At 72.4% G+C, this 14,693-nt stretch carries 15 protein-coding genes; 10 read left to right on the top strand and 5 right to left on the bottom strand.

Translation table 11 applies throughout. The annotated features are described in order from the left end of the window. Nucleotides 1-209: 209 nt before the first annotated feature. The gene (locus AS857_RS20145; RefSeq protein ID WP_420823987.1) at nt 210-1,145 is read left to right on the top strand and encodes an endonuclease/exonuclease/phosphatase family protein; all 936 of its coding nucleotides are present in this window, start codon (nt 210-212) and stop codon (nt 1,143-1,145) included. Between the two features lie 75 nt (nt 1,146-1,220). Here the strand turns inward: AS857_RS20145 and AS857_RS20140 are convergent, their stop codons facing one another. Next, entirely contained in the window at nt 1,221-1,781 is a 561-nt protein-coding gene (locus AS857_RS20140) for a TetR/AcrR family transcriptional regulator (RefSeq protein WP_058044686.1), read from the bottom strand. Between the two features lie 96 nt (nt 1,782-1,877). Between AS857_RS20140 and AS857_RS20135 the strand changes: the two genes are divergently transcribed. The 4 genes from AS857_RS20135 to AS857_RS20120 all read left to right on the top strand — a co-directional run bounded on the left by AS857_RS20135 (nt 1,878) and on the right by AS857_RS20120 (nt 5,250). Continuing rightward, entirely contained in the window at nt 1,878-2,480 is a 603-nt protein-coding gene (locus AS857_RS20135) for a DUF2867 domain-containing protein (RefSeq protein ID WP_058044685.1), read from the top strand. 131 nt (nt 2,481-2,611) lie between these two features. Continuing rightward, nucleotides 2,612-3,838 (top strand): MFS transporter, encoded by a 1,227-nt coding sequence (locus tag AS857_RS20130; protein WP_058044684.1) that lies wholly within the window; start codon nt 2,612-2,614, stop codon nt 3,836-3,838. Between the two features lie 145 nt (nt 3,839-3,983). Beyond that, nucleotides 3,984-4,637, top strand: coding sequence for a ClpP family protease (locus AS857_RS20125; protein ID WP_058044683.1), 654 nt, complete (start codon nt 3,984-3,986; stop codon nt 4,635-4,637). Nucleotides 4,638-4,641: 4 nt separating this feature from the next. After that, a complete protein-coding gene (locus AS857_RS20120; protein ID WP_058044682.1) occupies nt 4,642-5,250 on the top strand; it encodes a ClpP family protease in 609 nt (202 codons plus the stop codon). A gap of 92 nt (nt 5,251-5,342) precedes the next feature. On the opposite strand, the gene AS857_RS37915 is transcribed toward AS857_RS20120, so the two are convergent. Continuing rightward, nucleotides 5,343-5,735: a helix-turn-helix domain-containing protein gene (locus AS857_RS37915; protein WP_173864786.1), complete on the bottom strand. Its 393-nt coding sequence runs from the start codon at nt 5,733-5,735 to the stop codon at nt 5,343-5,345. Nucleotides 5,736-6,017: 282 nt separating this feature from the next. On the opposite strand from AS857_RS37915, the gene AS857_RS20110 reads away from it, so the two are divergent. After that, nucleotides 6,018-6,662, top strand: coding sequence for a hypothetical protein (locus AS857_RS20110; RefSeq protein WP_058044681.1), 645 nt, complete (start codon nt 6,018-6,020; stop codon nt 6,660-6,662). A gap of 82 nt (nt 6,663-6,744) precedes the next feature. Beyond that, nucleotides 6,745-8,073, top strand: coding sequence for an MFS transporter (locus AS857_RS20105; RefSeq protein ID WP_058044680.1), 1,329 nt, complete (start codon nt 6,745-6,747; stop codon nt 8,071-8,073). A 49-nt stretch (nt 8,074-8,122) separates the two neighbouring features. Here the strand turns inward: AS857_RS20105 and AS857_RS20100 are convergent, their stop codons facing one another. Beyond that, the gene (locus AS857_RS20100; protein ID WP_058044679.1) at nt 8,123-8,365 is read right to left on the bottom strand and encodes a hypothetical protein; all 243 of its coding nucleotides are present in this window, start codon (nt 8,363-8,365) and stop codon (nt 8,123-8,125) included. Nucleotides 8,366-8,433: 68 nt separating this feature from the next. Here AS857_RS20100 and map point away from each other — a divergent pair, with 68 nt between their 5' ends. Both map and AS857_RS20090 read left to right on the top strand, forming a co-directional pair. Then, a complete protein-coding gene (gene map / locus AS857_RS20095) occupies nt 8,434-9,291 on the top strand; it encodes a type I methionyl aminopeptidase (RefSeq protein ID WP_058044678.1) in 858 nt (285 codons plus the stop codon). A gap of 135 nt (nt 9,292-9,426) precedes the next feature. Next, nucleotides 9,427-10,089 carry a biliverdin-producing heme oxygenase gene (locus AS857_RS20090; protein WP_058044677.1) on the top strand — a complete coding sequence of 221 codons (663 nt, stop codon included), beginning with the start codon at nt 9,427-9,429 and terminating at the stop codon, nt 10,087-10,089. 70 nt (nt 10,090-10,159) lie between these two features. Here AS857_RS20090 and AS857_RS20085 read toward each other — a convergent pair whose 3' ends face one another. Both AS857_RS20085 and AS857_RS20080 read right to left on the bottom strand, forming a co-directional pair. Further along, entirely contained in the window at nt 10,160-11,896 is a 1,737-nt protein-coding gene (locus AS857_RS20085) for an HtaA domain-containing protein (protein ID WP_058044676.1), read from the bottom strand. A gap of 110 nt (nt 11,897-12,006) precedes the next feature. Further along, nucleotides 12,007-13,491 (bottom strand): HtaA domain-containing protein, encoded by a 1,485-nt coding sequence (locus AS857_RS20080; protein ID WP_079110520.1) that lies wholly within the window; start codon nt 13,489-13,491, stop codon nt 12,007-12,009. 137 nt (nt 13,492-13,628) lie between these two features. Here AS857_RS20080 and AS857_RS20075 point away from each other — a divergent pair, with 137 nt between their 5' ends. Continuing rightward, a complete protein-coding gene (locus AS857_RS20075; RefSeq protein WP_079110519.1) occupies nt 13,629-14,690 on the top strand; it encodes a heme/hemin ABC transporter substrate-binding protein in 1,062 nt (353 codons plus the stop codon). Nucleotides 14,691-14,693: the final 3 nt, after the last annotated feature.

The following is a 14,693-nucleotide window of genomic DNA, read 5'->3' as shown; positions in this document are numbered from 1 at the left end:
TCGTCCTTCCCACCGACACCCCCACCAGGGGTGCCACGTCGGAAGCGGAAGCGGCGCATGCCGCACTCACCGGGTGATCACCTATCGTCTGGTGGGCGGGGCCGCAGCGGATGAAGAGTTGAGGACGACGGATGGCGCAGGCGTACATGCAGGAGACGGGCCGAGACGGAGCCGGTCCGGAGGGGACCGGATCCGGGGCCCGGCGCCTCATGGACCGGTGGCGGGACCGCGACGTCTGGCGGCGCGGCCTCGTCCTCGCCGCCCTCGCGGTCCTGCTCGGACTGCTGATGCTCCTGCACACCCAGCTGCCCAACCGGGTCGGCAACCTCGGCAGCCTGACCGAGACCTTCCTGCCCTGGCTCGGCCTGGGCATCCCCGTCCTGTTCGTCCTGGCGATCGTGCGCCGCTCGGCGACCGCGCTGATCGCGCTGCTGCTCCCGGTGGTCACCTGGGTGAACCTCTTCGGCGGCCTGCTCAGCGACAAGACCGCCAAGGGCGGCAACTTCACGGTGGCCACCCACAACGTCAACGCCGAGAACCCCGACCCCGCCGCCACGGCCCGGGCCGTCGCCGCCTCCGGGGCCGACGTGGTGGCCCTGGAGGAGCTCACCAACGCCTCGCGCTACGAGAAGGCGCTGGCGGGCACGTACAAGCACCACTCCGTGCAGGGCACGGTCGGCATATGGAGCAAGTACCCCCTGGAGCTGGTCCAGCCCGTCGACATCCGGCTCGGCTGGGTGCGCGCCCTGCGCGCCACCGTCCGCACCCCCCAGGGCCCCGTCGCCGTCTACGTCGCCCACATGCCGTCGGTGCGCGTCAAGTTCAACGCGGGCTTCACCGCCGGGCAGCGCGACCGCAGCGCCGAGGCGCTCGGCCAGGCCATCGCGCAGGAGCCGGAGAAGCGCGTCATCCTCCTCGGCGACCTCAACGGCACCATGAACGACCGCTCCCTGGCCCCCATCACCTCCCAGCTGCGCTCCGCCCAGGGCGCAGCGGGCGACGGCTTCGGCTTCAGCTGGCCGGCGAGCTTCCCCATGGCCCGCATCGACCAGATCATGGTGCGCGGCATGGACCCGGTCTCGGCGTGGACGCTGCCCGCGACGAAGAGCGACCACCTGCCGGTGGCGGCGCGGGTCAGGATCTGACCCGCCGGCACCTGTACGACCGACGCCCGTACGACCGGCACTCGCACGACCGGCACCCGCGCGACCGGGAAGCGGCTACCTCAGGAGCCACTTCCTGGTCAGCCGCATCACTTCCTCGTGGCTGCGCCCCCCGTGGTCGGCGGCCATGAAGCGGGTGCCGATCCGCGAGGAGAAGGTGAGCAGGCTGCGGACCTCGGCCTCGTCCTCGTCGGCGCAGATCGGGCCGAACAGCGAGCGCAGGTAGTCCATGCGCCGGTTGTCGACGCGCCGCAGCCGCTCCGCGACCGCCTCGTCGCGCCGGGCCCACTCGCGGATCGCAAGCTCGGCCGCCACGCTCGTCACCGGCCGCTCGGCGGCGGCCGAGACGATCGCGAACAGCCGCTCCAGCTTGGCCCGGGCGTCTCCCCCGCCGCTCTCGGCCTGCTCCACCACCGCCTCGGTGACCTCGCGCTCCCACGTGTCGAGCATCTCCGCGAGCAGCGCGTCCCGGTTGCGGAAGTAGCCGTAGAAGCCGCCCTTGCTGACGCCGAGGGCCTGCGCCAGGGACTCGATCCGGACGGCCTCCGGGCCGCCGGCGGAGAGCGCGCGCAGCCCCTCCTCGATCCACTTCTCGCGAGGCGTACGGATGGCGCCCATGACTGTGTCTCCCCTCACGTTCCCTCCGTCTATACGGAGCCGTACAGACGGGCCTAGCCTCGATCTATACGGCATCGTATAGATGGGGGACCGATCATGAGGCTGCCGGTCACGGCACACACTTCCCGCCCCTGGCGCATCCACGAGATCGCCCCCGACTTCCGCGTCGAGGACGTCTGGGCCCTCCCGACGCCGGGCGGCCCGGACGACCTCGCGCACCTGGTGAAGCAGTTCTCGACCGGCGACGGGGACTACGTCGACTCCCGCGTGGGCCGCGCGCTCTTCGCGGTCCGCTGGAAGCTCGGGGCCCTGCTCGGCTGGGACGAGTCCGGCACCGGCGTGGGCGACCAGGAGCCCGGGCTGCGGGACCGGCTGCCCGCCGACCTCCGCGAAGGCCCCCGCGGACCCGACTTCCGCAAGTTCACCTCCGTCTACCGGACGCACGACGAGTGGGCGGCCGAGATGTCCAACCGGACCGTACGGGGAGTGCTGCACCTCGGCTGGGTGCCGGACGGGACCGGGGGCCACCACGCGCAGATGGCCGTCCTGGTGAAGCCGAACGGGCTCTTCGGCGCCGTCTACATGGCGGGCATCAAGCTCTTCCGGTACGTGGGCGTGTACCCGGCGCTGCTCCGGCAGATCGGACGCGAGTGGGAGGCGACGGCCGCCGAGAGGCGCGCCGGGAAGAGCGCGGCCTGACGGGACGGCCTGACGGGACGGCCTGACGGGACGGCCGACCGGGCTGCCTGACGGGCCGGCCGGACGCCGCGAGGCCATCCCGTAGGCTGGACGGCTTGCCCCGCACGCCCGTCCGAAAGGCCCCCCTCCTCATGCCCGTGGCTCTGCTGGCGCTCGCCGTCTCCGCCTTCGGCATAGGGACGACCGAGTTCGTGATGATGGGCCTCCTGCCCAACGTCGCCGACGACCTGGGGACCTCCGTCCCCACCGCCGGCTACCTGGTCTCCGCCTACGCCCTCGGCGTGGTCGTCGGCGCCCCCCTGCTCACCGCCCTCGGCTCACGCATCCCCCGCAAGCGGATGCTGATCCTGCTCATGGCGGTCTTCACGGCCGGGAACCTGGCCTCCGCGATCGCCCCCTCCTTCGGGACGCTCGTCGCGGGCCGGGTCCTGGCCGGGCTGCCGCACGGCGCGTTCTTCGGCGTGGGCTCCGTCGTCGCCGCCCGCCTCGCGGGTGAGGGACGGCAGGCCCGGGCGGTCGCCATGATGTTCCTCGGCCTGACGGTCGCCAACATCGTCGGCGTCCCCGCGGCCACCCTCCTGGGGCAGCACCTGGGGTGGCGCGCGACGTTCCTCGTCGTGGCCGCGATCGGCCTCGCGGCGATGGCCGCGCTCGCCCGGCTGATCCCCCAGCTGCCGCCCGAGCAGGGCGCGGGCCTGGGCAAGGAGCTGCGGGCCCTGGGCGGCCGCCAGGTGCTGCTGGGCCTGCTGACCACCGTCTTCGGCTTCGCGGGCGTCTTCGCCGTCTACAGCTACCTGTCCGCGATGGCCGTGGAGGTCACCGGCTTCTCCGAAACCTCGGTCACGTTCGTGCTGGCGCTCTTCGGCATCGGCATGACCCTGGGCGTCCTGGCGGCCGGCCCCCTCACCGACCGCGCTCTGCGCCCCACGCTCTACGGAGCCCTGGCCGGCCTCGCCGCGGTCCTCGTCGTCTTCGACTTCACCGTGCACGTGAAGTGGGCGGCGCTGCTGACGGTCGTCCTGCTCGGCGCCGCCGGCTCCATGACCAGCACCCCCCTCCAGATGCTGATCATGAACAAGGCCAAGGCCGCCCCGACGCTCGCCGCCGCCTCCAACCACTCGGCGTTCAACCTCGCGAACGCGGGCGGCGCGTGGCTCGGCGGCGTCGCCATCGCAGCGGGCTGGGGCTGGACGTCCCCCACGCTGGTCGGCGCGGCCCTGGCCGCGGCGGGCCTGCTGTGCGCGGTGGTGTCCGGCGCGCTGGACCGCGACGGGGCGGAGCCGTCGCGGGTGGTCGCGTCCGGCGACGCGGGCGCCGCCGGCGAGGACCGGGCTCCGGCGGCGGACCGGGTGGCGTAGCGGGTACGGGCCGAGGCGCTCGGCCCGCCGCTCTGCCCGCCGCTCTGCCGTCGGCGAATCTGCCGCAGGCAGAGAAAGCTGCCGCGAGGGCACGGACGGCCGGAGAGTGGTGGGACCGCACCACTCTCCGGCCCCAGGAGGCTCCATGCCACCGCTCGCCCTCGCACCGCACGCCGTTCTCGCACCGCGCGCCGCCGACGGGGAAGCGTCCCCGACCCGCTTCGACGACCACCTCGCCTCGCTGCTCCTCACACAGCGCATCGTCTTCCTCGGCAGCGAGGTCAACGAGGCCTCCGCCAACCGCGTCTGCGCCCAGCTGCTCCTCCTCTCCGCCGAGGACCCCCGCACCGACATCGCCCTCTACATCAACAGCCCCGGCGGCTCCGTGACGGCCGGGCTGGCGATCTACGACACGATGCGGCTGATCCCCAACGACGTCTCCACCCTCGCCATGGGATTCGCCGCCAGCATGGGGCAGTTCCTCCTCACCGTCGGGACGCCGGGCAAGCGCTACGCCCTGCCGAACGCGCGGATCATGATGCACCAGCCGTCGGCCGGAATCGGCGGCACCGCCGCCGACATCGCCATCCAGGCCGAGAACCTCGAATTCACCAAGAAGGCCATCGAGCGCATCACCGCCGAGCACACCGGCCAGTCCGAGGAGACCGTCTCCCGCGACGGCGACCGCGACCGGTGGTTCACGGCGCAGCAGGCGAAGGACTACGGCATGATCGACCGCGTCGTGGAGTCCATGGAGGACGTCCGCCCGGCCGGCACGAAGCGACGGATCGGACTCTGACGACATGAGCCAGTACACGATTCCGACCGTGGTCGAGCGCACCCCCAACGGCGAGCGGGCCTACGACGTCTTCAGCCGGCTGCTCTCCGAGCGCATCATCTTCCTCGGCACGGAGATCGACGACGGTGTCGCCAACGTCGTCATCGCCCAGCTGCTGCACCTCGAATCGGCCGCACCGGACACGGAGATCGCCCTCTACATCAACTCCCCGGGCGGATCCTTCACTTCCCTGATGGCCATCTACGACACGATGACCTTCGTCCGCGCCCCCATCTCGACGTTCTGCGTCGGCCAGGCCGCCTCGACCGCGGCCGTCCTCCTCGCCGGCGGCGACCCGGGACGGCGCTTCGTCCTCGAACACGCCCGGATCCTGCTGGGACAGCCGGCGAGCCGCGGCCAGCAGGGGACCGTCTCCGACCTCACCCTCCAGGCCAAGGAGATGCTCCGCATCCGCAGCGAGGTCGAAGAGGTCCTGTCCCGGCACACGGGCCACGACGTCGCGGCCCTCCGCGCCGACATGGACCGCGACAAGGTCTTCACCGCACAGGAGGCGGTGGCGTACGGCCTCGCCGACGCGGTCCTCAGCCGCAGAGCGCTCACGGCTGCCGCCTGAGGGGGCGGGCCGATGACAGGCGGCCGCGCTACGGGGGTGGGCGGCCGCCTGCCGGGACGGCAGTCGGGCCGCCCCGGAAGTGGGACCGGCGGTCAGGCCGCGAGGCGCACTTCGTTCTGCCGTGCGACCGACTGCGGCGCGGCCTGCCCGACCGGACGGACGGACCGGACGGACCGGACGGACTGGACCTGCGTACGGCTCGCCAGGCGGATGAGCTCCGCCTGCACCAGGGCGAGCAGCTCGGCCAGGCTGAGCCCGAGCGCCTTGGCGGCGGCCGCGAGCACCTCGGAGGAGGCCTCCTTGCGCCCGCGCTCCACCTCGGAGAGATACGGCATCGAGATCCGCCCCGCGTCGGCCACGTCCTTGAGCGTCCGCTTCTGAGCAAGCCGCTCACGACGCAGAACGTCCCCCACGACGTTCCGCCAGAGGGGCTCGCTGGGACGGGCGGGGGCGGGGGCGGCCGGCTTCGAGGCGTGGGTGGTCACCTCACCAGCGTAGAAGGGTGCGGGCGGTCCGGGGCGGGGTGAGCGTTCTGCCGCCCGCGAAACTGCGCCACGGCGGGTGCACCAACGGCGGGCGAGGCGGGTCACCTTGACCCGCCGAGGCACCCGGCCCCCGTCCCGGCCCACTTATCCGCCGCCCTACGCCCGAGGCCGGTTGATTCCCGGGCCCCGACCAACCCGCAGCCGGACGAGCCTCCGCCCATATGGGTGAGAACCCCCGTAACTTCCCCATCCGATCGACAACTTCCGGAACCATGCGGACGTATGGACGCCGTACGGGTCGCGCTGTTGCGCGAAGTGCTGGCCGGGACCGAGTGGTTGCAGGACACGCGCCGGTTCGCCGGGGCGTTGCGCGCGTCGGTGGCGCGGCGGCACGGGGGGTTGCTGCTGGTGGGGACCGAGGCGTACGAGCCGTGGCACTTGGCGGCGCATCTGGATGACGAGGCCGCCTGGTCGGGGCTGCCGGAGCTGTCGCCGACGCTCGTGCGGCACCGGGTTCCGGCGGGCGTCCCGGCCCATCTGTCGGTCGGGCTCGGGCGGCTGGAGGCGGCGCGCCGGGGCGAGACGCTGCTGGTGGTGACGGCGGACGAACCGGGTGAGGGGTTGCTGGAGCGGGTGCACGACGCCCGCCGGGGCGGGGCGACCGTGCTGTCGCTGGACGGGGCCCCGGAGGACGCGGGCTCCGAGATGTCGGCGCTCGCGCACGACCGGCTGGCCGTGCCCGTGCCGCCGCCCACGTCGTGTGTCTCGACGACGACGGAGCTCGATCTGGACACGGTGCAGCATCTGGTCAGCGCGGCGGCCGGGGAGAACGGGCTGCCCGCGCCGCGCGGCGGCCGGCGGCGGTTCCGTGACCGGCTGGCGCGGCTGGCGGACCAGCTGACCGCGCCGCCTCCGCCGCGCTGGTAGGCCCGAGCAGAAGCTGAAGATGGAAGTCCGCATTCGAAAAAGCGTTTGCTCCTGATCTTCCGCTTATGGACCATGGTCTCCCGTGACTGCGCAAGACCCCCCTCCCTCTTCCCCCGCGCCCGCCTCCGGACGGCTCCGCGCCCTGCTGCCCGATCTGACGCCGTGGCGCGCCTCCCGTGACTTCCGCCGCATGTGGGTGGCGGGTCTGGTCACGGTCTTCGGTACGTGCCTGACCTTCATCGCGGTGCCCCTGCAGCTGAAGGAGCTGACCGGCTCCGCGCTCGCGGTGGGTGCGGTCGGGGCGGTGGAGCTGGTTCCGCTGGTGGTATTCGGCCTGTACGGCGGGGCGCTCGCCGACGCGCTCGACCGGCGGAAGCTGATCCTGTGGACGGAGGCCGGTCTCGGCGTCCTCTCCGCTCTGCTGCTGCTCAACACCCTCCTGCCGCACCCGATGATCTGGCCGCTGTACGTGGTGGCGGGTCTGGTCAGCGCGCTGAGCGGGCTCCAGCGGCCGGCGATGCAGGCGATCGTGCCGCGCATCGTCGCGCACGAGCAGCTGCCGGCGGCTGTCGCGCTGAACTCGATCCGCTGGCAGATCGGCGCCATCGTCGGCCCGTCGCTGGCCGGTGTGATCACCGCCTATGCGGGCCTGCAGTGGGCGTACGCGCTGGACGTCGTCTCGTACGCGGTCTCCGCGCTGCTGCTGCTCGGGCTGGCCCCCTCCCCCGCCTCGCACGAGGCGGAGAAGCCGTCGCTGCGCGGGATCCTGGAGGGCGCGCGCTACGCGTGGAGCCGCAAGGACCTGCTCGGCACGTACGCGATCGACATGGCGGCGATGCTGTTCGCCTTCCCGACCGCGATCTTCCCGTTCCTGGCCGACGACCTGGACGCGCCGTGGGCGCTGGGCCTGATGTACGCGGCGGGCGCGGTGGGCTCCCTGACGGTGAGCCTGACCAGCGGCTGGGCGTCGCGGGTGCACCGGCACGGCCGGATGGTGGTCTACGCGGCCCTGGGCTGGGGCGCTGCGATGGCCGTCGCGGGCTGGCTGGGGAACGTGTGGCTGGTGCTGCTGTTCCTGGCCGTGGCGGGCGGCTGCGACATGGTGAGCGGCCTGTTCCGTTCGGCGATCTGGGACCAGACGATCCCGGACGCGCTGCGGGGCCGCCTGGCCGGCATCGAGATGCTCTCGTACTCGGTGGGCCCGCAGCTGGGCCAGGTACGGGCGGGCGGCATGGCGTCCCTGACGGGCGTCCGCGCGTCCGTGTGGGCGGGCGGTCTGGCGTGCGTGGCGTCCGTGGGCCTGCTGGCGCTGTCGCTGCCGAAGCTGATGGCCTACGACCAGCGGACGGACGAGCACGCGGTGCGGATGCGGAAGCAGAAGGCGGCGGAGGCGGTGGCCGAGGCGGCCTAGCGGCCGCGGTGCGGTTCCCGGGGCGTCGGACGCCCCGGGACCGGCTCGCTCACTCCCCCTTGGCGCCGCCGCCCGCGGCATCGTCGACGTCGTCGTTCCAGCGCGGGTCCTGCCGCCATTCCTCGTTCCGCTCGCGCGCGGTCTCCATCGCGTGCGACGCCTCCTCGCGGGTCCCGTACGGACCCAGCCGGTCGGCGGCCCGGCACTCCGGGCCCTCCTCGACCGTCCCGTGCTTCAGGCAGTAGTACCACTCGCCCGGCTTGCCGTCCGCGCGCTTCCTGAACAGTGGCATCGGGACCTCCCTCACATCCGTCGTCTCGCCCACATGGTCCCCGATGAGCCCTGGCTACACTCGCTGACATGTCTGGCCAGTCGCTTCTCACCCCGGGGACCCTGTCCCCCACCCGCCCCGTCCCCGCCTCCATCCCGCGGCCCGAGTACGTCGGGAAGGACTCCCCCGCCCCGTACTCCGGCCCGGAGATCCAGGACGAGGGGACGATCGAGCGGATGCGCGTCGCGGGCCGCATCGCCGCGCAGGCGATGGAGGAGGCGGCCAAGCTGATCGCCCCGGGCGTGACCACGGACGAGCTGGACCGCGTCGCGCACGAGTACATGTGCGACCACGGCGCCTACCCCTCGACGCTCGGCTACCGCGGCTTCCCGAAGTCGCTGTGCGCCTCCGTCAACGAGGTCATCTGCCACGGCATCCCCGACTCGACCGTCCTGCGCGACGGCGACATCGTGAACCTCGACGTGACGGCGTTCATCGGCGGCGTGCACGGCGACAACAACGCCACCTACCTGTGCGGCGCCGTGGACGAGGAGTCGCGCCTGCTCGTCGAGCGGACGCGCGAGGCGCTCAACCGCGCGATCAAGGCGGTCAAGCCCGGGCGCCGGATCAACGTCATCGGCCGGGTGATCGAGTCGTACGCCAAGCGCTTCGGCTACGGCGTCGTGCGCGACTTCACGGGCCACGGCATCAATTCCTCGTTCCACTCCGGCCTGATCGTCCCCCACTACGACAGCCCGCACCACGACACCCTGATCCAGCCCGGTATGACGTTCACGATCGAGCCGATGCTGACGCTCGGGACGTACGAGTACGACATGTGGGAGGACGGCTGGACGGTCGTCACCAAGGACCGGAAGCGGACGGCGCAGTTCGAGCACACGCTGGTGGTGACGGACACGGGTGCGGAGATCCTCACTCTCCCGTAACCCTGCGGGGCGGCCGTCCGGGCGCTAACGTTTTTACCGACGGGACGTCGGGAAGTCATTGACTTAGGTAAGCCTAAGTAGCGACAATGGCTTCCTGACGCCACGCCCGTCCCCTCGGTCACCCGGAGGTCCGCCTTGGACGCGCCCGCCACCACGCCGTTCTCCACGCTCATCCGCACGGCCTCGCACGAGCAGCACACGGAAGCGGAGAACTCGTCGTTCATGAGCGACATGCTCGGCGGCCACCTCGGCGTCGACGCCTACCGGCGCTACACCGAGCAGCTCTGGTTCGTCTACCGCGCCCTGGAAGCGGCCTCCCCGGGCCTCGCGGACGACCCCGTCGCCGGGCCCTTCATCCGCCCCGAGCTGGCCCGCACCGCCGAGCTGGAGCGCGACCTGGCCCACCTGGGCGGCCCGGACTGGCGCAGCGGCCTGCAGCCCCTCCCCGCGACCGCGCAGTACGCGGCCCGCATCGAGGAGTGCGCCCGCGACTGGCCCGCGGGCTACGTCGCCCACCACTACACGCGCTACCTGGGCGACCTCTCAGGCGGCCAGATCATCCGCGGCACCGCCGAGAAGACCTGGGGCTTCGCCCGCAAGGGGGACGGCGTCCGCTTCTACGTCTTCGAGGCCATAGCCAACCCGGCCGCCTTCAAGCGCGAGTACCGCGAGCTGCTCGACGCCCTGCCCGTGGACGACCTGGAGAAGCAGCGCGTCATCGACGAGTGCAAGCGCGCGTTCGCGCTGAACACGGCGGTCTTCCAGGCGCTGGGCCGGGAGTTCCCGCTGAGCGCGTGACCCACGCGCGACGGCGCCCCCCGCCGGGGCCTGTGGAGGCGGGGGGCGCCGGTATGCGGGGCGCCGGGAATCAGACCTGCGCCGCGCCGCGGCCGCGCCGGCGAGCGGCGAACACGGCCCCGCTCCCCGCAAGCACGAGCGCTCCGGCTGCGCCGAGGAGGGGGGCGGTGGGGGTGCTGGCGCCAGTGCTGGCGAGGGAGGCGGTGTTGAGGCTGCCGCCGGTGGAGCCGCCGCCGGTGGTTGCGGCGGCCCCGCCGGTCGTGCCGGCGCCGCCGGTGCCCGACGCCGAGCCGCTGCCTCCCGTGCTGCTCCCGGAACCGGAGCCCGTGCCGGAGCCGGTGTCGGCCGAGTCCTCGGGCAGCTTGGCCTTCTCGTCGACGGTGACGGCGAGCGAGACGGGGTCGAGCTCGGCACCCTTCTTGTAGAAGGCGCGTTCGCCGTGCGAGAAGACCTTCACGCCCTCCTCGGTCAGCTTCGCAGGGACGGCGAACAGGGAGACGACCCCGTCCTTGACCTTGAGGGCGTCCGCGGAAAGCGTCAGGTCCGCGAGCGGCACGTCGTTCTTCTTGGTCGTCGTCTCACCGTCCTTGGTGGCGACATCCGCACTGAGTGTGCCGGTGGTACCCGACGCCTTGACCTTGAGGTTGCTGAACCTGAGGTCCAACTTGCCCTGGTCGCCGGTGAAGTGCAGTTGCCCGTTGAAGGTGGCGTCCAGCTTGGCGGCGGCCTCGTTGTAAGTGCCGCGTCCCTTCGCGAACCGGTAGCCGTCGCCCTTCTTCGCGACGTCACCCGAGAGCTCGATCTTGCCCTTGGCGTACCCGTCGGTGATGTAGTCGCGGAAGGACTTCTTAACGCCCCAGTCGAGCCTGCCGTCGTAGACCTTGTCCTTGGCGGAGTTCTCCCCGGACGTGCCACTGGTCGAGCCGGCCGAAGTCCCGCCCGACGTCTGGCCGGTCTGCTCGCCCGAGGTCCCGCTCGACGCACCACCGGAGGCCCCGGCCGACGCACCGCCGCCGGTCGTGCCCGCCGTGCCGCCAGTGTTCCCAGCCGAGGCACTGCCGGACGTGCCGCCCGTCGTGCCGGCCGACGCGCCACTGCCGGCCGTCCCGTTGGACGCTCCACCCGACGTGTCGCCGCCCGCGGGCGGGTTCGGCACTGCGGCAACCGTCTTCGCCACGAGCTTCGCGGGGTCGAGGGCGGCGCCCGCCTTGTAGAAGGAGCGGTTCTTGTACGAGAAGACCTTCGCGCCCTCCTCGGTCAGCTTCGTGGGTATCTCGGCGAGGGTGAGCGCGCCGCCCGCCTCGTTCTTCTTCGCCTTCTCCAGGTCCAGCGAGGCGATCGGGACGTCTTCCTGGGGCTTTCCGCCGCCCGCCGTGACATCGGCGGTGATGCGCCCGCCCTTGCCGTCGGACGACACCAGCTTCAGATCTGTGAACTTGAGGTCCAGTTCATACTTGCCGTCCTTGGCATGCCCGAGGAAGTGCACGCCGCCCTTGAACGTGGTGCTGACCGCCTGTGAGGAGGAGTCGTACGAGCCCTGGCCGTCGACGAAGGTGAAGGGGCCGTCGCCGGTGCGCTGCGTCCCGTCGGTCACCTCGATCTTGCCGTCACCGAAACCGGTCTCGACGTACTGACGGAACGATTCCTTGAACCCCCACTCCAGCGTGCCGTCCTTGAGCCCGGACTTGGCGGGCGGGCCGTCCGCCGCATGGGCCGCCGGGACGGTCAGCGCGGTGGCGCCCAGAGCGGCGGCCGTGGCGACGGCGGCCGCGAGGGCGAGAGAGCGGCGGCGTGCAGGGACTGTCATGGTCGGTTGTCTCCTATGGGTAGGAAAACGCTGGTGTCAGTGGGATAAGGGCCCGCGCCGGCCGCGCCGCGTGAGGGGTGCGCCGCGGCCGGCGCGGAGTCGGTGGGGCGTCAGTCCTCGGCGGCGGGCCGGCCCGCCGCCGCAGCGCGGCGCTTGCGCAGCACCACGAGCGCGGCGGCGGCCACGGCCAGGACTCCCGCGCCCCCAGCGACGACCGGGAGCACCGGGAAGGACGAGTCGGATGAGGTATCGGTTGCACTGTTTGCGGACACTTTGCGGCCGGAATCCGCCTCTTGGGCGGCGCTCGCCGCAGGCGCCGGCGCCTTGCCCAGGTCCGGCAGCGGCGGCAGCTTCGCCTTCGTGTCGAGGGGGACGGCGAGGGAGACGGGGTCCATCTCCGCGCCCTCCTGGTACATGCCGCCGAAGGCCTTCGCGCCGTCGGCGGTGAGTTTGGCCGGGGCCTCGGTGACCGCGGCGAGGCCGTCCTTCTCCTTGAGGCCGGCGGCGTCGAAGGTGACGAGAGGAACGTTTTTCCGCTGCTCTCCGCCGCCGCCGCTCACGTCGGCGGCGAGCGTCCCCTTGCCGTCCTTCGCCGTCACCTTGACCGCGCTCAGGGCGAGGTCGAGGTGCTTGCCGGTGAAGCGGACCGTGCCGGTGAACGCGGCGTCGAGCGTGTGCGCCTCCGCGTCGTAGGTGCCCTTGCCGTCCGGGAAGCGGAAGAGCGCTCCGCCGTCCTGGGCGCCGTCGCTCAGCTTCCAGGAGCCCTGGGCGATGGATCCGGTGACGTATTCGCGGAAGGTGCGGCGTACGCCCCAGTCGACGGCCGCGCCGGTGAACTCGCCCTTGGGCGCGTCCTTCTTCTCCGGCTCGGGCGCGCCGGAGGACGGTGCTCCGCCGGGCGCGGGGCTCGCCGCGGCCAGGACGTCCGCCGACAGCGCGACCGGGTCCAGCGCCGTGCCCGCCGTGTAGTAGCCCGCGAAGGCCTTCGCGCCGTCGGCCGTGAGCGTGGCGGGGACGTTGGCCAGCGTCACGGCCGTCGTCGCGCCCCGCATGTTCACGCCCTTCAGATCGAGCGCGGCCAGCGGCACTTGCGCCGCCTGTGTGACCTCGCCCGTGCCCTTGGCCTTGCTGGTCATGTCGGCGTAGAGCGTGCCGCTCCCGTCCTTGATGCGGACGGTGGGGCGGCTGATGGTGAGGTCGAGTTCGTACGAGCCGTCGGGCTTCTTGTGGCCCGTGAAGTGCACGCCGCCCGAGAAGCCGGCTTCGAAGGCCCCGCTCCCCGCCTCGTAGCCGCCCTTGGCGGAGTGGAAGCGGAACCGGCTGCCGCCGATGGTGGCGGCGCCGCCCTGCAGGTCCCAGCGCCCCTGGGCGATGGGCCCGGTGACGTAGCCCTGGAAGGAGGACTTGACGCCCCAGTCGAGCCGCCCGCCGGAGACCGTCCGCGCACCGCCGGCGTTCCCGTCCGCGGGCGCCGCCGGTGCCGCGGGCGCCGCGGACGCGACCGCCCCCGGCCCCACCCCCGGCACCAACCCCGCCAGCACCGCCGCCAGCAGGGCGACGACCGGGGCGCGGGCGGGTCTGGGCGGCGGCAGCATCGAAAGGGCCCCTTTCGGGTGGGACAGCGCGGGACGGCAGACATCGCGAGACATCACGCCATAGCGACTTAGGTAAGGCTAACCTAAGCTATGTCCCATCAGGTCGGAAACCCCCGGCCGGAGCGAAAGGCAGAACCGTGCTTCAACGGCAGTCGGCGGGCCCCGCGATACCTACCCCACGCCGCACCGGCATATGCGCCGCACTGCTCACTTGGCTCACTTTGGCCGCCCTGGCCCTCACCGGCTGTGGCTCCTCGGGCAGTTCGAGCAGCTCAGGGGCGTCCAAGGCAGCAGCCAAGGCACCGGCGGCCGACCGTATCGAGCCACTCTCCGGCACGCCTAAGGCCCAACTGCCCGCCACCGTAAGGTCCGCGGACGGCCACGACGTCACCGTCCGCAGCACGGACCGGATCGTTCCGCTCACCGGAGCGCTCTCAGAAATCGTCTTCAGCCTCGGCCTCGGCGACCGGGTCGTCGCCCGCGACATCACCGCCACCTTCGAGCAGGCGGCGAAGCTGCCCGTGGTCACCCGCGCCCACGACGTCTCCGCGGAGAGCGTGCTCTCGCTGAAGCCCACGCTCGTCCTGGCGGAGACCACGACCGGGCCCGCGGAAGCCATCGGCCAGATCCGCGCCGCCGGGGTCCCCCTCGTCGTCCTCGACCCGGCCAAGAAGCTCGAAGACGTCGGCCCGCGCATCGGCAAGGTGGCCGCCGCCCTCGGCGTCCCGGCCGCCGGGGACGAGCTCGACCGCCGTACCCGGCAGCGCCTGGAGAAGGCGGAGAAGGCCATCCCGAACAGCGGCGGGAACAGCGGGAAGAAGCCGCGCGTCGCCTTCCTCTACCTGCGCGGCTCGGCCTCCGTCTACCTCCTCGGCGGGGCCGGGTCCGGCGCGGACTCGCTCATCGAGGCCGCGGGCGGCGTGGACGCGGGCAAGGAGTCCGGCCTGAAGAAGGACTTCACGCCCATCACGAGCGAGGCCCTCGCCAAGGCCGCGCCCGACGTCATCCTCGTGATGAGCAAGGGGCTCGCGTCCGTCGGCGGCGTGGACGGGCTGGTGAAGATCCCCGGCGTCGGGCAGACGCCGGCCGGGCTGGACCGCCGCGTCGCCTCCGTGGACGACGGCGTGCTGCTGAACTTCGGCCCCCGCACCGACACCGTCCTCACCTCCCTCATCGAGCAGATCCACGCCGGGAAGTGACGC

The organism is Streptomyces roseifaciens, assembly GCF_001445655.1.
Taxonomy (GTDB): Bacteria; Actinomycetota; Actinomycetes; order Streptomycetales; family Streptomycetaceae; genus Streptomyces; species Streptomyces aureoversilis.
This window is presented reverse-complemented; position numbering and strand designations above follow the sequence as displayed.